At 67.9% G+C, this 14,587-nt stretch carries 21 protein-coding genes; 20 read left to right on the forward strand and 1 reads right to left on the reverse strand.

Annotated elements, in window-relative coordinates; translation table 11 throughout:
* Positions 1-825: 825 nt before the first annotated feature.
* The 6 genes from ACW172_RS20255 to ACW172_RS20280 all read left to right on the forward strand — a co-directional run bounded on the left by ACW172_RS20255 (position 826) and on the right by ACW172_RS20280 (position 4,584).
* Positions 826-1,194, forward strand: a complete 369-nt coding sequence (locus ACW172_RS20255; RefSeq protein WP_444572845.1) for a single-stranded DNA-binding protein — start codon at positions 826-828, stop codon at positions 1,192-1,194.
* A 68-nt stretch (positions 1,195-1,262) separates the two neighbouring features.
* The gene (locus tag ACW172_RS20260) at positions 1,263-1,511 is read left to right on the forward strand and encodes a hypothetical protein (RefSeq protein WP_444572847.1); all 249 of its coding nucleotides are present in this window, start codon (positions 1,263-1,265) and stop codon (positions 1,509-1,511) included.
* Positions 1,512-1,593: 82 nt separating this feature from the next.
* Positions 1,594-1,968 (forward strand): hypothetical protein, encoded by a 375-nt coding sequence (locus ACW172_RS20265; RefSeq protein ID WP_444572848.1) that lies wholly within the window; start codon positions 1,594-1,596, stop codon positions 1,966-1,968.
* Positions 1,969-2,534: 566 nt separating this feature from the next.
* Positions 2,535-3,290, forward strand: coding sequence for a hypothetical protein (locus tag ACW172_RS20270; RefSeq protein ID WP_444572850.1), 756 nt, complete (start codon positions 2,535-2,537; stop codon positions 3,288-3,290).
* Positions 3,291-3,438: 148 nt separating this feature from the next.
* Positions 3,439-3,954, forward strand: coding sequence for a hypothetical protein (locus ACW172_RS20275; RefSeq protein WP_444572851.1), 516 nt, complete (start codon positions 3,439-3,441; stop codon positions 3,952-3,954).
* Positions 3,955-4,041: 87 nt separating this feature from the next.
* Complete coding sequence (locus ACW172_RS20280; RefSeq protein ID WP_492035041.1) at positions 4,042-4,584, forward strand: recombinase family protein; 543 nt, start codon at positions 4,042-4,044, stop codon at positions 4,582-4,584.
* Here ACW172_RS20280 and ACW172_RS20285 read toward each other — a convergent pair.
* On the reverse strand, positions 4,581-5,108 hold the full coding sequence (locus tag ACW172_RS20285) for a hypothetical protein (RefSeq protein ID WP_444572854.1): 528 nt from the start codon (positions 5,106-5,108) through the stop codon (positions 4,581-4,583). The genes ACW172_RS20280 and ACW172_RS20285 overlap by 4 nt on opposite strands.
* A gap of 406 nt (positions 5,109-5,514) precedes the next feature.
* On the opposite strand from ACW172_RS20285, the gene ACW172_RS20290 reads away from it, so the two are divergent.
* The 14 genes from ACW172_RS20290 to ACW172_RS20355 all read left to right on the forward strand — a co-directional run bounded on the left by ACW172_RS20290 (position 5,515) and on the right by ACW172_RS20355 (position 14,544).
* Positions 5,515-5,637, forward strand: a complete 123-nt coding sequence (locus ACW172_RS20290) for a hypothetical protein (RefSeq protein WP_444572855.1) — start codon at positions 5,515-5,517, stop codon at positions 5,635-5,637.
* A 67-nt stretch (positions 5,638-5,704) separates the two neighbouring features.
* A complete protein-coding gene (locus tag ACW172_RS20295) occupies positions 5,705-5,881 on the forward strand; it encodes a hypothetical protein (protein WP_444572857.1) in 177 nt (58 codons plus the stop codon).
* 9 nt (positions 5,882-5,890) lie between these two features.
* A complete protein-coding gene (locus tag ACW172_RS20300) occupies positions 5,891-6,193 on the forward strand; it encodes a hypothetical protein (RefSeq protein WP_444572858.1) in 303 nt (100 codons plus the stop codon).
* Positions 6,190-6,501: a hypothetical protein gene (locus tag ACW172_RS20305; RefSeq protein ID WP_444572859.1), complete on the forward strand. Its 312-nt coding sequence runs from the start codon at positions 6,190-6,192 to the stop codon at positions 6,499-6,501. The genes ACW172_RS20300 and ACW172_RS20305 overlap by 4 nt, the downstream gene beginning before the upstream one ends.
* A 383-nt stretch (positions 6,502-6,884) precedes the next feature.
* The gene (locus tag ACW172_RS20310) at positions 6,885-7,568 is read left to right on the forward strand and encodes a JAB domain-containing protein (protein WP_444572860.1); all 684 of its coding nucleotides are present in this window, start codon (positions 6,885-6,887) and stop codon (positions 7,566-7,568) included.
* Between the two features lie 407 nt (positions 7,569-7,975).
* Positions 7,976-8,818 carry a hypothetical protein gene (locus ACW172_RS20315; RefSeq protein WP_444572861.1) on the forward strand — a complete coding sequence of 281 codons (843 nt, stop codon included), beginning with the start codon at positions 7,976-7,978 and terminating at the stop codon, positions 8,816-8,818.
* A gap of 345 nt (positions 8,819-9,163) precedes the next feature.
* Positions 9,164-9,502 carry a hypothetical protein gene (locus ACW172_RS20320; protein WP_444572863.1) on the forward strand — a complete coding sequence of 113 codons (339 nt, stop codon included), beginning with the start codon at positions 9,164-9,166 and terminating at the stop codon, positions 9,500-9,502.
* A gap of 878 nt (positions 9,503-10,380) precedes the next feature.
* Positions 10,381-10,758, forward strand: coding sequence for a hypothetical protein (locus tag ACW172_RS20325; RefSeq protein ID WP_444572864.1), 378 nt, complete (start codon positions 10,381-10,383; stop codon positions 10,756-10,758).
* On the forward strand, positions 10,755-11,051 hold the full coding sequence (locus tag ACW172_RS20330; RefSeq protein WP_444572865.1) for a hypothetical protein: 297 nt from the start codon (positions 10,755-10,757) through the stop codon (positions 11,049-11,051). The genes ACW172_RS20325 and ACW172_RS20330 overlap by 4 nt, the downstream gene beginning before the upstream one ends.
* A complete protein-coding gene (locus ACW172_RS20335) occupies positions 11,051-11,341 on the forward strand; it encodes a hypothetical protein (protein WP_444572867.1) in 291 nt (96 codons plus the stop codon). The genes ACW172_RS20330 and ACW172_RS20335 overlap by 1 nt, the downstream gene beginning before the upstream one ends.
* Before the next feature lies 1 nt (position 11,342).
* The gene (locus ACW172_RS20340; protein ID WP_444572868.1) at positions 11,343-11,684 is read left to right on the forward strand and encodes a hypothetical protein; all 342 of its coding nucleotides are present in this window, start codon (positions 11,343-11,345) and stop codon (positions 11,682-11,684) included.
* Positions 11,681-12,565, forward strand: a complete 885-nt coding sequence (locus ACW172_RS20345) for a hypothetical protein (protein ID WP_492035042.1) — start codon at positions 11,681-11,683, stop codon at positions 12,563-12,565. Before ACW172_RS20340 ends, ACW172_RS20345 begins: the two co-directional genes overlap by 4 nt.
* 3 nt (positions 12,566-12,568) lie before the next feature.
* Positions 12,569-13,396, forward strand: coding sequence for a hypothetical protein (locus ACW172_RS20350; protein WP_444572870.1), 828 nt, complete (start codon positions 12,569-12,571; stop codon positions 13,394-13,396).
* A gap of 773 nt (positions 13,397-14,169) precedes the next feature.
* On the forward strand, positions 14,170-14,544 hold the full coding sequence (locus ACW172_RS20355; protein ID WP_444581325.1) for a hypothetical protein: 375 nt from the start codon (positions 14,170-14,172) through the stop codon (positions 14,542-14,544).
* The last annotated feature ends 43 nt before the right edge of the window (positions 14,545-14,587 follow it).

Genomic DNA, 14,587 nt, shown 5'->3' on the forward strand with positions numbered 1-14,587 from the left:
GGAGCCTCCTAAGAAGCCGCCCCAAACGGGCGGCGATGGAGCACTCGGGGCACGGGTGGGCGCCCGGTAGTCACCGGAGATCGCGGCACGCGATCGGAGGGGAACGGCGCAGCCGTTGACTTCCGGGCTCCCGTGACACGATGCGAAGACGACGCGCGTGGGGCCTGTGGCCGCGACTAGCGGCCACCCGATCCGGGGAGCGCTCCGCGCGCGACCCGGGACAGGTGGTTGGTTCATCCGCGGGACCGTCCGTGGTCGCCCAAAGGGCGGCCCAGCTCCCCTCTCTCCGACGCTCCTCGCCGGGCCCCTTGCTTCGCGTCCGCCATCCCACAGCGTTGGCCTGGCCGGGACTGTGTCGAACGAGCCGTGGCCGGCCGGTCTCCATCTTAAGCCGCCTCCTCGTTGAGGGACCGCCGATTTCCTCGGAGGACCTGCACCCGACGCAGCGGTCGCGCGAAGGCAGACCAGCGCAAACCACGGTGGAGCGTAGGGCAAGGATGTCGGGTGTGCGGCTGACGGGTGTCGTTGAGGCCGTTGGACGTCATCTCTTGACCGTCCTGGTCTCCCGTTGGCTCGGCACATCACAGGACTACCGCGATTGATCACTCTCAACCTGCGGCGGGTCGGGTTCGCCTCGAAGCCTTCCCTTCGGCGAGCCTGTTTTGCGGACCCTCCGGCCTTCCGCGCTGCGCTTGTGCAGGCCGGTTTCCACCAGGCTCGGGCTTCGGTCGCCCCCTAGTCCCCGCCGCTGACGGTCTCGTGATCGCGGCAAGTCCGCGAGCCGGTCCGGGAAGTCCCGGCCGGTAGCAAAGAGAGAGAGACGTCATGTTCAACCAAGTCACCCTGGTCGGCCGCACTGGCAGCGACATCGAGGTCCGCACCACCAACGCGGGCAAGCGCATCGGCAACTTCTCGATCGCGACCGAAGAGCGCTCCGGCGGCAACACCTACACCGAATGGCACCGGGTCGCCGTCTACAACGAGGGCCTGATCAAGCTGATGGAGCGCCACGTCGGCAAGGGCTCGCAGATCCTGATCACCGGCCAGATCCGGAACAACGAGTGGGAAAAGGACGGCGTGAAGCAGCGCAGCTACGAGATCGCGATGAGCGGCAACGCCGAGCTGAAGTTCCTCGACACCAAGAAGCCGGCCAACGCGCCCGACACCGAAGCCGAACCTGGCTCCGAGGGCTGACGCCCAGGGCCCCCCGGGAAACCGGGGGGCCTTCGTCATTTGCGAGACCACAGGCCACGGAGGTTCAGATGCCCGTACTCGATATGTCCAACACGCCGCCCTGGAGCGGCGGCACCGCCGTCGATGATTTCGACGGGCCGTGCATCATCATCTACCGGCCCCACGGCAAGCTGGCGCTCGAGACCGAATACGTCGGTCCCTTCCCGGATTTCCACGAGGCATACGAGGCGATGGGCAAGATGCCGGCGCTCGGCCCCCAGCTGGCCGACGGCCTGCCGGGTGTGAAGTGGATCGCACCGTTGAGAGCCCCACGATGAGCGACCGCCGCCCGGAGGGCGACAATGGCCCTTGGTTCAGGAATCACTATGAATGCCCATGCGGCACCGAATGGAGCGACGAATGGTCTTGCACTTGCGACGACGACTGTCCGGACTGCGGGACCACCTGCAGCCCCTCCGAGAGCGAGGAGAGCGACTGAGCGAAAATATCCGCTCGACCTTCCGTCGACGTGCGCAAGCGGCGATCTCGCCGCCTGCACTTCACCCGGAGGTGACCAAGGAGCGGATAAAAACGCGCGTCGGATTGTTGAACGCCATAGCTCTCGGCCTGCTGGCTGGCGGCGTCATCAACCCCTCGCTGGCCTTCAGCGCCGCGGTGGATCTCCGGACCCGATTAGTGGCCGCGTGCATCGCCGCGATCCTGGTCATGGCAGGCCAGCGCTATTTGCGCTATATTCCCGACACGACCAGTCCGAAGGAGACTGACCTTGTTTGATGAACTCTCGCCCCTGGTCCTGTTGGCCTTCTTCGGGACCCTCGCCGTCGGCGCAGTTCTATCGAAGCTGATAGAGCGCCCACGGCGCCATCAGCACGATCGGATTCATCCGGCCGAATAGCCTATCCAAGGCTACGACCTCTCCAGGCCCCGCCGGTCTCCGGCGGGGCCTTTGCTTTGTCGTCGACGGCGGCCTTCGTCCGCGCGAAGCGCGGTCGCTCCGAATCTGCGGCCGCGACCTAGTCGCCAAGGCTTGCGAACGGCTACGGTCTGGACATGCCCGACCTCCCGGGCATCGAGCCGCGCATCACTCCCCCCCGACAGCGCGGCTCCGAGGGTCCCGGCGGCTTCTTCGCTGCCGCCGGGGCCTTTGTTCGTTCAGCACAGGCAGAGGGCAGGGGAGGGGCCTGCGGTTCTGTCTCATCCTATCGTGAGGGCTCCGCCGGTTATCCCGTCAACGGCTGCGCCGTTCCCCTGGGCGGCAGGGCCGCCTGCGGTGACGGGCCGGCACCTCACGTCCGGAGGATCCATCACCGCCCGTCCCGGGCGGGTACATGGAGGATCCAATGCACGTTCAATCCGCCGAGATCGGCTATCACCACACCGACGTCGCCGCCTTGCTCGCGGACGATGATCTCGAGCTTGATCAGATCCCCGCGAAGCGGGGTCGCTCAAAATCGCCGTCCACGGTCGAAACCCGAGAAGCCGCGTCGGCCCGGGTGGCGAAGACACTACCGGCTGACGACGCCGCCCGCGTGGCTGTCGCCCGAGCCGCCATCGAGGCGGCGCACCAGGCGATCCTCGGAGAAGACGAGGCCGCCTTCGATGCCGCTGTTCGCCAGTACGACGGCGTCATCTACGCGCTCAATGGCTTCACCTTATCCTCGAGCGAGACAGACGAGGGCGCGGCTACGCGGCTGCGCAAGGCGCTTGCCGCTGCGCCGGGCACTGTCCCCCTGTGGGGTCAGGCCGGAGAGTTCCTGCTCGACCACGCGGGCGTGCGCGCGATCGTGCAGATGAACGGCGGCTTCGGCATGTGGGGCTATTGCTCCCTGCGGGCGGCATCCGCCGGCGGCGTTTTCGTCTCCGACACCGGCTTCCTCTCCCTCATGGGCAAGCAGCCGGTCCTCACCTGCACCGTCGAAGAGGCCGCGCGCCTCTGGCTTGAGGCCGAGATCGAAAATCGGGGCCGGGTCACCATCAGCGCCCAATTCCGGGATCGCGACTACCAGGCCCTCTACCCGTGGCTCGACCAAGAGGCCGAAGCCACGTCGGCGCCAGTCTATCGGGAGGCCTCGGGGCAGATGGCGTTCGGCTTCTAATCCCTTCCTACGCTGCGTCCTGTCCCATCCTGAGCGGGCGCCCACCCTCCCGGCCAAGGGACGCTTCGCTCTCCGCCCTTGGCCGCTTCGGGAGCCCGCTCCTGCCGGTCCCGGCCGCCACTTCGGGCGGCGAACACGGGAGACCGCAATGTCCGCCATGCAATCGGCCCTGCCGGGCCTGTTCTCGCCTTCGGCTCAAGTCAGCCACATCAGCGGCATGGAGCCGATCGCCGCCATCAAGCTGGTCGCCTCGGTTCTGCTCAGCGCCCTGCAGCACTGCGCCTGTGATCCGGCCCCCGGGTCGGTAGACCGCAAGGTCAGCGAGGATCCGCGTTACCGCGTCGCCGTCAGCCAGGCTGTCACGCTTTCCATCTGGCTGGATGATCGCGCCGCCAAGGCGGCGTTGGATCGGAACGCCTTCCTCACCCATCACCTGCGACTGCGGGGCAAGGCTGGCCTTCCCGGCCTGCTGGCGCAGGCCGCCCTGGTGCTCGGCCAAGCCGTGCAGGCGGCCAATGATCCAGAGCTTCCGACCCGTGCGCTGGATCTCATCGAGCAAGCGATTATCGGCCACGCCATGCGCCACGGACTCGACCCCCGCGCAGCCCGGGCCGAAGCCCAGCTGCGCATGCTCAACGCCGCGAACGCCGCGCGCCGGGCCTAGCCCGGCGCGCCTGTGGCCCGACACTGGCGGGTAACCTGTCTTGTCGCACATTGTCGCTGCGCTCCGTGCGACATGCGACAGGTCCCCATGATCGGCTATGCCCGTTCCGTTTCAGCTCCGGTCAGTCTGGAGCGCCAGGCCGCCGCTCTGCGGCGAGCCGGCTGCTCGACTGTCCACAGTGACGACGCTTCCAGCGGCCGCGTGCTTCGCCGCGGCCTGGAAGCCGCCTTGGCCGACATCGGCCCGGGCGACGCCTTGTGCGTCGTCTCCCTTGATCGCCTCGCCCGCTCCTCGCGCGACCTGTTCGCCTATGCCGCTGGCCTGAGCCAGCGTCAGGCGCACCTGGTCTCCCTCGCCGAGGAAATCGACACCCGCCGGGACAACGGCATGTTCTTCGGCGTCTGCGCCATGCTCGATCGCCTGCACGACGCCGGCGACGTCGACCGCCGGGCCGTGTCGGCCGCGCGTGAAGCGCGCGGGCCCGGCCCGGAACCGCGCCTGACGGATGCTGTCTGGTCTGGCCTTGCCCCGCGCATCGCCAGCGGCGAGCTGTCGGCCGCCAGGGCGGCGAAGCTCGCCGGCGTGCATCGGGCGACGGTCTATCGTCGCCTGGGCAGCAGCTCCGCCTAGCGCCAGCCCGGCACATCCAGGCCCCGATCGAAATAGTGCTGGAGGAGCCAGCGACCGTCCTCCTGCAGGTCCGCCGGCAAGATCTTGGCGGCTTCACCGACCAGTTGCCGGATCTCCTTGTCCGTGCCGACCCCATGGCGCCGCAGAAGCTGGATTCCCGCGATGGCCACCTGCAGGGCAAGCTGCCCGCCCAAGGCGCCATTGATGCGGTCCGCGCGCCATGCCGCGTCCAGGAAGTCCACCTGACCTTGGTCCGCCTCAGTCATGTGGATCGGCCAGACGGTCGGCCGCTTGGCCTGATAGGTCAGACGCCCTTGGCATCCCTCCTGCTGGCAAGGCGGATGCTTGTTCCAAAAGGTGTAGAGCGGGCCACGGTTGGTCTCGACCACGTCGAGGTCCAGCGTCGTGTTCTGCCCGCAGGTCCCGCAGTGGGCCACCACCTCGACATCGCCGGCGGCCTTCAGCGCGCCGACGGTCGCTGTGTGCGAGAAGATCATGCTCGGCCGTTTCTGGCGCAGCCCCATGTCAGTACCAGAGCGCCAGCACTTCCCGGTTCGCTGGCCCTTCCTGCCAGTCGCTCCGCTTGGTCAGGGCGACGTCGGCCTGACGCGAGCCGCAGACGCAGCGGAATCGGTTTGACGGGCCTTCGGCCGGCCAGTCCCTCCGGCTCGTGAACACACGCCGGGGATCCACGATCGCCGCATGCCTACAGTTGGGGCTCATGCACCGGACGATGAGAGCTGGGCCGCGCCCGCCCACGACGGGCAAATCCTCTCGCGCTCGCAACCTTCCGCTCCCTGGACCCGACGTCCCTTCGGCTGCTCTACGCTTCCCGGACCCCGAACAGAAGCAAAATCGTTCCGTGTTTGTTCCCATCTTGTTGACGGCTTGGCACATGCCGCCTCGGAGGTCTCGCCCTGAAGGGTTCGCATGTTGCGGGCCGCCGCGATCAATCACGCCCAAGAGGGGCGGGGTCGCCAGCCGCTCAACGGCTTCGCCGTCCTCCACTTCGTTTCGGCCCTGCGGGTGCGCGTCCGGCTTCTCCCCGCCTGAGGAGGGGCGTGATCGCGGGTGAGCCCGCGGCCAGCTGGATCCCCTGGCTGGAAGATGGAGACCTCAGATGAGCCGCCCCGACCTGTCGATCGTCACCCAGCAGCTGAAAGCCCAACGGGACCGAATCTTCGCCGCCTTCGCCGGCCTGACGGATGCCCAACAGCGCAGCGAGCGTGCCAGCTACGAGCAGGCCAAGTCCGCCGGCGAGGCCGTCTTCCATCCCTTCCACCTGTGCCTGGCCTGAGAGGGGCGCATGACCCCCGAAATCTTGTTCAACTGCTGTACCCGGCTCCAGGAGCCCGACTGGACGCAGTTCAAAGCGATCCACATCAGCGGATGCATCGACGGCGGCGAGTACATCGAAGCCGGGCAGCCCGCAGCATCGGCCGAATTCTTCGGAATCTACGGCATCCACCACAGCGGTGAGGCCGAGGCCATCACCGACACCACGGCCGGTGCGGACCTCGCTGAAGCCGAAGTCATCGCCGCCGCCCTTTCCGCCCGATCGGACCTTCCGGTCGAGCTTCACCCGGCGCTGAAGGAACCCTCCGCATGAGCATCGTCACCTTTCTGCAGCGCCTCGCCACCATGCAGACCGGCGAGGAGCTCGGCGGTCATATGTCCGGCGCGGATGCCGTCGACGCCCTAAGCTACGCGATCGAGGAAGCGCGGCGGCTCATTGCGACCGAACCGCGCCAGGCGCTCACAGCCGATGGCCTGAATGTGCTGGCCACCTGTCGGGGCCTGCTGGATGAGGCGCTCCTGACCCACATCTATCAGGACGAGGCCGAGATCCGACCCGACTGCGCCTATGTGGCGGCGATCGCCGAGGCCGACGGGATTCTCGGGCTGCAGCCCGGGTAACCGGCGACGGCCTCGCCTGGGGCGGACGGCGGACCTATCCGCCGTCACGGCCTGCCTACTTCGGCTCCGGTGATCGCGCCCGGGCTGGCGACCCGCTGGCCTGCGGCCTCGCGGTCGCTTGCGCCTGGTCGCGTCGGACCGATGCGCCGGCGACGGCCTGCCTTCGGCCGCCGCTCCCTATGGGTCGCGGCTACGGCCTGCCGGACTGAGAGAGAAACGCGCACGTCGTCTTCGCATCGTGTCACAGGAGCCCGGAAGTCAACGGCTGCGCCGTTTCCCTGCGCCCGGGCCTTGGGCCCGCGCTTCGGTGACTGCCGGGCGCCCACCCGCGTCACGTCGCTCCATCGCCGATCGCTGGGATCGGCCTCAGATGGAGAACACAGATGACCAAGACCGCTCAGGCCCGCGGCGTAGCTGAGCCCATGCTTCCCTTCATCGAGGGCACAGCGATCAGCCCCTTCGACCCGAACCCGCTCGGGCGGCTGAACGATGAAGATCTTCTCGACGTCTATCTCGATGATCCGAACCAGGCCCGGCTGTTGATCGAGGCCTTCGGCTCGATCGCCGCCATCACCGCAGCCGAACCGGCGGAAATCGTCCGGCGCACCCACGCGTCACCGGAGACGGTTCGGGCCCTTAAGGTGGCGCGCGAGATGACGTTGCGGATCACAAAGGCCGATCTGCGCAAGCGGTCGCCCGTCACCAGTTTCACCGAACTCCTGGCTCATCTGCGGGTCCAATACGGACACTCGATCGTCGAGCAATTTGTGGTGCTGTTCCTGGACAACCGGAACCACCTCATCACTGACCATGTGTTCAGCGTCGGGACCGTCGACCACACCTTCGTCTACCCTCGGGAGGTCATCCGGCGGGCCCTCGAGCTGGCGGCCAAGTCGATCGTCATTTGCCACAATCATCCGAGTGGCGCGAGCGATCCGTCCAAGGCCGACATCGAGTTGACCAAGGAGATCGTCGCAGCGGCGAAGATCTTCGGCATCGCCGTCCATGACCACGTCATCATCACCCGCGGCCAGCACTACAGCTTCAAATCGAACGGTCTGATCTGAACCCGGGGGCTTCGGCCCCCTTTTTGTGCGCTGGACAGGCGCGGCGCCGACCGCAGCGCCGAAGGCGCGCGGTAACCCGGCGACGGATAGGGCGGGGGCGCGCCCGGGCTTGGCGACCAGCTGGCCTACGGCCTCGCGGTCGCTTGCGCCTGGTCGCGTCAGGCAGGTGCGCCGGCGACGGCCTGCCTTCGGCCGCCGCTCCCTAAGGGTCGCGGCTACGGCCTGCCGGACTGGAAAAGAGTTCCGCGCACGTCTCTTTCGCATCGTGTCACGCGAGCCCGGAAGTCAACGGCTACGCCGTTCCCCTCTGCTCGGCCTTCAGCCGCGCTCCGGTGACTGCCGGGCGCCCACCCGTGCCCCGAGGCTCCATAGCCGGTCGCTGGGACCGGCCAGCAATGGAGTTGACCATGCAGACCGTCGAAGCCGCCACCGCCCCTGTCATCCCGCCCATCGTCGCAGCGACGCCGGCCGCAGATCTTCCTCGCGATCTCCTTGGCGAGCGCATCATCGCCGCGGGCTTCGCCCCCAACGATTTCATTCTCGACCTGAACCACTCCCTGAGCGTCCCCCATGACTGGAGCTTGCCCGCGCCCTGGAATCTCCCGTCGCGCCTGTTCCAGTTCCCGATCGAGGTGAGCGAGTACCGGGACGGCGGCCGTCGCATCGGCCTGATGCATCCCGCCCTGGTCGACCATCCCTACGTCAAGCACGTCAGTCAGGTCCTCGGCATCGCCATCCCTGCGGGCGGCGCGCCGAATGCCTACGGTTACAGCAAGACCGGGCTGGGCCAATGGTGGCACGCGGTGGATCTTATGAGCCGGGGGCGTTGGCAGGACGCCCTCGACACCCGCCAGTTCACCACGCCTGACCAGCTGGCCCACGCCGTGGGCTTCGCCCTCAGCTGCGGCCGGGAGAGCGGTCCGGCCATTAGCACGAGCGAGGCTCGCCTGGTCCTCGAGGCGTTGGACGCCTCGCCTCCCGCCAACCCCATTGAGGTGCTCTGCCGCTTCCACCGTCCCTCGCCTGTGACCGGCGAGGACAAGGTCGAGCGCTGGCCAGTCAACGGACCGGCCAACACGACCGCCACCGATGAGGCATGGGCCTACATCGTCGGCCTTGAAACCGGCTGGTTCGACCATGATCGCAGCGGCCACATCCGCTGGACCCGGCTCGGCCGGGATCGCCACGCGGCTGGGGCCCAGGCCACCTTCATCGAGCAGGCGTCGGGTCAGGGGGCATTCGCCTTCTGACCCCGCTCGGCTCCGACAGGCAATGCCTGACGGGGATGGAGAAGCTGCCTCGAGGCGACGGCGTTGGCCTGGTCGGCCGACGCCGCGCTTTCTGCTGTCCGCGTCATGCCCAATCGGCCAGTCACGCTGCGCCCTGCCGGGCTTGCTGATGGCGTGCCCGCTAGTCGCGGGCACATTCCCGCGCACGTCGTTCTCGCATCGTGCCACGGGAGCCCGGAAGTCAACGGCTACGCCGTTCCCCTCCGAGCGCGGCCGAGGGCCGCCCTCTCCGGTGACTACCGGGCGCCCACCCGTGTCCCGAGGCTCCATCGCCGGTCGCTGGGATCGGCTCCATGGAGAACTGTCATGCAAACGATCGAACAAGCCCAAGCCGCCTGGGACGCTCTGGACCGTCAGGGCCAGATTGAAGCATGGGACGAGTTCACCCGTTCGATCGACTACGGCGATCAGGGCTACGACCCCTACTATCTGGTGCTCTGGCCGATGTACGAAGCCGGTTCGTCTCCCTTCGCAGACGAGGACGAAGCCGAAGAACGCGAATACGCTCTGGCCATGATCGAAGCCGACCTGGCCCGCAACGAATACTTCGACGCCCAGATCCTTGCGATGGATCCCTGCGAGAACGCCTTCTGGAACCGTTTCGACCCCGCGACGGCGGACCAGCTGATGGGCTGCCCCGCCTGATGGAGGGGGCTTCGGCCCCCTTTTTGTGCGCCAGCAACTGAGGGACGGCGCCGACCGTAGCGCTGCGCGCACGGTAACCCGGCGACGGCAGGGGCAGGGAGCGCTCCCGGTCGGGCCGCCCAGCTGGCCTGCGGCCTCGCGGGCGTCACCGTCTGGTCGCGGCCGACAGGTGCACCGGCGACGGCCTGCCTTCGGCCGCCGCTCCCTATGGGTCGCGGCGACGGCCTGCCGGACTTGATGGCGGTGCGCGCTCTCGGGCTTGGCGACCAGCTGGCCTACGGCCTCGCGGTCGCTTGCGCCTGATCGCGTCGGACGAGGTAGCGGCGACGGCCTCGCTGCGCGTCCGGCTCCCTACGGGTCGCCGCTACGGCCTGCCGACTGGACAGGACAGTTACGCTCCCGGTCGGGCCGCCCAGCTGGCCTGCGGCCTCGCGGGCGTCACCGCCTGGTCGCGGCCCACAGATATACCGGCGACGGCCTGCCTTCGGCCCCCGCTCCCTACGGGTCGCGGCGACGGCCTGCCGGCGGACACACCGGAGATGTCGCTTCGGGCGGCGCTGCTGGCCTTCGGCCTCGCTGCGCCTCATCGCCCTCGCGTCCTGCCGAGGGCAGATCACGTCTTGGGGGGCTTCGCCCCCACGTGTCCCTCAAGGCGACCGCTTCGCGGCTCGGCGTCGGTCTCCCCGCCCTTCGGCTACGCCTGCAGGTCGGGTGATCCCCCTCCGCCGCCTCGGCCATTGATCGCCACGCTCCCCCGCTCGCGGAGCGGCTTTGCCGCCCACGCTTCGAAAAGCGCGGGCGCCTTCCACACTGATTTCGGAGGCTGAGGCGCGAACTTCCGGCCCGCCGTGCCTGGCTCTCCTGATGGAGGACCTATCGTGTTTGCTGTGACCCTTCGCGACGTGACCCGTCGCCAGCGTGCCCGCGTCTATGTCGCGGCGCTCGTGGAGCCCTGTTCCGAGTTGGCCCTCGACGCGGCGGTGACCGCCGCTCGTCAGCTCGGCCTCGGCCGCGCCGATGCCCTGCGCCTGGGTGAGGATGCGGTGCGATATGGGCTGGCCTGCCACGGCCTGGTGGACACCACGGCCGCTCAGATCGCCACCACCTATCTGAACAAGGGTGTCATCACCCGTCCGGGCGCGATCATCCGGGAGGCGCGGCGCGCGGAGCGCCGCGTCGAGAAGGCGACGTCCCACACCCTCGCGCGCCGCCTGTTCCTGGCCGACCCCCAAGACCTGCCGGCGGTGTGGTCGTGAGCGCCCCGGGCCAGCTGGTGCGCAGCGATGCGCCTGCCGTGGCGATCGTCGGCACGGCCGACATCATCTCGGCGGTCGCGCGCGTGGCTGAAGCGCGCCTTGTCGGCGGTCAACTGCACTGCAGCTATTCCGGTTCGGATGTCGATTGGGACAGCCAGTCGGTGCGGCGGCGGGGGGAATGGCGGTTGTTCGTCGATGAGAACGGCGCGCTGGTGTCGGAGGAAGACGTCGCGCTGCAGCTCGAGGACGGCACGCTGCAGGCGCCCGCGAGACCGGGCGGGGAGGGCGCGTGATGACTGGACCCAACCCGTCATGGCAATTCATCGAAGGTCGCAGGGTGGTCATCACAGAAGGCGGCGCTGTTCTCGCCGCGGTTCTCGGCTCCACGGCGGACGGTGTGATGCTGGCCAGCGCCAGGCGGTTGTTCGACGCCTTGGAGGAGCTGGAGACACGCGCGGGCCTGTTGCTCGATGGCCTTCGCGCGAGCGAGCCGATGGACCCGCGCCTCCTCGACGATCTTGGCCAGGCGCGGCTCGCCGCCGCGCAGGCCCTGATCCTCGCCACTGAGCCGACGGCGCACTGAGATGGCTGGGTTGCTGCTGTTCCCGGACCTTCCGGCCGCTCCGCCACCCGCGGTGGCGCATCTCCTGTCCGGCCCGGTTCGCCACCTTTCTGCGGCTCGCCGGCTGGGCGTGCACGACTGGCTGTATGTCATCTACGAAAGCCCCTCCTACGGCCTCGTCTCCGACTACCTGTGGCGTCGGCGCTGGGAAGGCTCGCCGGAAAGCGAGTGGGGGGACTACGCGAGGTCCGAGCGCTGGCCGCGCTACGACAACAACCGGTCGGACAACGGCCTGCCGGCTGGCTTGCGGCAGCTCTGGGAGGACGAGCGAGAGGCCCGCCATGCCCTCGGCATCCGGCCATGACGACGGCATGCCCTTTCGCGGCCGCCGTCGCCCAGGACGTGGTCTCGCTCCGTCTGACGACGGGCGAGCGCCACGAGGGCGCCTACCTTACACAGGCGGGAATGCACTTCCTGCATGTGCGGGATCCGGCGAGCCTGCACGGCACAGTCATCGGACCCTTTGACGTCGAAGACGTCGAGGATCTCGCGATCGTCAGACGATGGGCGGACATCAAGGCCGAGCGATGGGAGCAGAGCCGGGGCGAGCCCTTTCCCGGTCCAACTCCTGTCACGGCGGCCGACTATGAGTACCGCCTTCAGCGCCTCGCTCGCGCGATTGCCCAAGAGCCCGCCGTTTGCCGGCGGGATCAGCTGCGTCGCCAGTTCGGCGATTGCGCCGACCTGATCTGTCTGGCTCAGGCCAAGCGCAGCTGGGTGCTGGCCGAGGGCCGTTGGTCGCTTCGCAACAACGCCCCGCCCACCTTGGCCGACCTCTGGATGGACGACATGGCGTCGCCCAGCTTCTTCAGACGACCCCTGCCCACAGACTTCGATCCAGACCCCGCCGTGCGACGTCGCCGCCCGGCGCTGCCGGATCACATCGCGGCGGACCCGGACTCCGTTCCTGCCGTCCTTGGCCGCCTTCGGCGCGCCGGTTTGAGGGCGCGCATCGTGCGCGCGGGAGACCCCGTTTGGGAGCGGGCGCTGATCCAGATTGACCTGTCGGCCGGTCGCACCGGGCGCTTTATCGCCCGTGGCGAGCGAGGTGCTGACCGCACGACCTGGACGCTCGGCTGGGGCGGCAACTACAGCGCCGCCGGCCTGCGTCACCGCAGTCGCGCCGAGCGGCTCTCGACCTATCCCTTGATGCGCGCCGCCGTGCCGGCATCGCGCGGAGTTTGACTGATGCAGTTCACTCGAAAAGTTCGTCTCGGCCCGCGCGAGATCACGCCCCGGATGCTCGCCGCCTATGAGCGCAGCTGCCGCGCCAAGCGCGACAAGCTGCCCTTGCTCGCGCCGATCATCGCGGAGACCCAGCTTCCGGCCGATGAGGAAATGCCTCGCCGTCAAGCGGCGGATATAGTCTGGGAACAGGAGAGCCGAGACAAACATGCCGCCCACTGGCGGGAGGTCCGTGCACGTCTTTTCGCTCTCCCTGCCCATGCGCGCCATGCCGTCCTCGATCGGTATCATTCCAGTCGCTGGTATCCTCGTAATCCTGGCGTCCTCAGCTCCCTGATCTGGGGCACTTTGAAATCCGTGGCGGTGCTGGCCGAAACCCTCCCCGCTATCAGCGAGGAAGATCGCTTGGCGGCAACCGCCGCCCTCAACGACCGCGCCCGCAAGGGCGACACTTGGACCCGTTGCCGCCGCGCCTATTCGCCGGGGGCGATGGCCTTCCTCGCACCGGGCTTTGAACCTGATGAGGACTACGACAGGCCCCATCTCCATCTTCACACGAGCCGGGGGCGCTGGTCGCTGCTTTGGCATGGCGTGGCCGACTTCGTCGGCTTCACGCATAACCTCGACCCGAGCGGTGAGCGCCGGTGCGGCGTCTTCGAGGCTCTGGGGCAAACCTTCCGGTTTGAGGTCTTCTATCTCAGCCATCAGGACGACAGCTGCGCCGTCGCGCCATGGCTTCTTGACCTATCCCGACGCGTCGTCTGGGTGGGTTTGACCGACGAGGCGGCCGACCTGACGGCGGCCACATTCGACAGCGGCTGGACGCCATAACATTGGGCTGATTGCACCCGCTGCGCGGGCGCGGTTTTTGGCCTCGGTCGGTGTTCCCGATCGGGGCCTTTTTGCTGTGCCAGGTCGCGGCTTCGCCGGACCTTTTGCGCGTCTCCCGCCGAGGCGGAATTCGCGTGCCGCGGCTTCGCCTGAGGGGCTTGCCGGGGCGTGGCAAAAGGGGGCCGCCCGTGTCGCGACGTTGGCTGATTGCGCTCCGCGCGGGGCCAGCGCCTAGAGGCGCTGTTTGTCTTTCCTTCGGCCTGAGGCGCTTCCGCGATTTGTCGGAGCCCTTCTTTGAGACTCACCGGCATCTGCGACGCCGCCTGTATCGCTTACGGCTGAGGCTGCCCTGACGGCCGGGCCGTCTCGGGGCTCGCCTCTTAAGCCGTTAGCGCGATGGGGAGAGGGGAGGGAAATGGGCACTTGGAAACAGCCAGGTCCCTTCGGGCCTTTTCGCGGAAGGTCGGTCAAGGAGGATCGGGAAGCGGGTTCGGAGTGCCCTCGCCTAGAGGCCTTGCAGGCCTTTCACGGGAGGCGAGGGCACGGAGACGAATGTGGGATGGCCCCGGAGGGGGCCATGTAAGAAACGTCTCGTTGAGACGTGCACACCCTACGCACACCTGCGGTTGGGTTAGTCCGTTGATTTACAACGGCTTTCCAAAGTGACCAAGGGTGTCACGCGTGTGCTACGCCGGGTCGATATTGGCGAAAGTTATTGTCAGTCAATACTTTGGCGGTATGCTACCCGTAGCACACTCTTGCAGGAAAATGACATGCCGAGCCCCGGACAGAAGCGCCTGGTCACCTACGTCGATCCGGACACGGCGCTCGATTTTGAACGCCGGGCGGCTTCAGTGGGTCTCAGCGTTTCGGGGCTCCTGGGACAGTTGGTCCAAGACTACTTGCCGACGAGCGACACCTATTACGTTCGCCAGTCCGGCCACCAGCTGATGATGGTCCTGGCGATGGTGGCCGCGCTCTCGAAGAAGAGCTTGTCTGCGGAGGAGATGGCCGACGTTCGCGAGCTGGCGAAGACCGCCGCCGCCGGCGCCTTCGGCCCCGTGCCACCCCGACCTTTCACGGTTGACCTGGGCGGGCAGGAAGATCCGCGCATGGCCGCCCTTCACAAACTGTTCGCCGAGAGGTAAGCGGGAGGTCCCTCAGACCTGAACCTTTCGGTGCGGCCGCTTC

The organism is Brevundimonas sp. ALps5 (assembly GCF_058681645.1).

Coding starts and splice junctions, on each gene's coding strand:
- ACW172_RS20290 (WP_444572855.1), top strand. CDS start 5,515: ATGTTGCGGGCCGCCGCGATCAATCACGCCCAAGAGGGGCGGGGTCGC.
- ACW172_RS20300 (WP_444572858.1), top strand. CDS start 5,891: ATGACCCCCGAAATCTTGTTCAACTGCTGTACCCGGCTCCAGGAGCCC.
- ACW172_RS20305 (WP_444572859.1), top strand. CDS start 6,190: ATGAGCATCGTCACCTTTCTGCAGCGCCTCGCCACCATGCAGACCGGC.
- ACW172_RS20275 (WP_444572851.1), top strand. CDS start 3,439: ATGTCCGCCATGCAATCGGCCCTGCCGGGCCTGTTCTCGCCTTCGGCT.
- ACW172_RS20255 (WP_444572845.1), top strand. CDS start 826: ATGTTCAACCAAGTCACCCTGGTCGGCCGCACTGGCAGCGACATCGAG.
- ACW172_RS20315 (WP_444572861.1), top strand. CDS start 7,976: ATGCAGACCGTCGAAGCCGCCACCGCCCCTGTCATCCCGCCCATCGTC.
- ACW172_RS20335 (WP_444572867.1), top strand. CDS start 11,051: ATGACTGGACCCAACCCGTCATGGCAATTCATCGAAGGTCGCAGGGTG.
- ACW172_RS20295 (WP_444572857.1), top strand. CDS start 5,705: ATGAGCCGCCCCGACCTGTCGATCGTCACCCAGCAGCTGAAAGCCCAA.
- ACW172_RS20285 (WP_444572854.1), bottom strand. CDS start 5,108: ATGGGGCTGCGCCAGAAACGGCCGAGCATGATCTTCTCGCACACAGCG.
- ACW172_RS20355 (WP_444581325.1), top strand. CDS start 14,170: ATGCCGAGCCCCGGACAGAAGCGCCTGGTCACCTACGTCGATCCGGAC.
- ACW172_RS20340 (WP_444572868.1), top strand. CDS start 11,343: ATGGCTGGGTTGCTGCTGTTCCCGGACCTTCCGGCCGCTCCGCCACCC.
- ACW172_RS20265 (WP_444572848.1), top strand. CDS start 1,594: ATGGTCTTGCACTTGCGACGACGACTGTCCGGACTGCGGGACCACCTG.
- ACW172_RS20310 (WP_444572860.1), top strand. CDS start 6,885: ATGACCAAGACCGCTCAGGCCCGCGGCGTAGCTGAGCCCATGCTTCCC.
- ACW172_RS20350 (WP_444572870.1), top strand. CDS start 12,569: ATGCAGTTCACTCGAAAAGTTCGTCTCGGCCCGCGCGAGATCACGCCC.
- ACW172_RS20270 (WP_444572850.1), top strand. CDS start 2,535: ATGCACGTTCAATCCGCCGAGATCGGCTATCACCACACCGACGTCGCC.
- ACW172_RS20280 (WP_492035041.1), top strand. CDS start 4,042: ATGATCGGCTATGCCCGTTCCGTTTCAGCTCCGGTCAGTCTGGAGCGC.
- ACW172_RS20345 (WP_492035042.1), top strand. CDS start 11,681: ATGACGACGGCATGCCCTTTCGCGGCCGCCGTCGCCCAGGACGTGGTC.
- ACW172_RS20320 (WP_444572863.1), top strand. CDS start 9,164: ATGCAAACGATCGAACAAGCCCAAGCCGCCTGGGACGCTCTGGACCGT.
- ACW172_RS20260 (WP_444572847.1), top strand. CDS start 1,263: ATGCCCGTACTCGATATGTCCAACACGCCGCCCTGGAGCGGCGGCACC.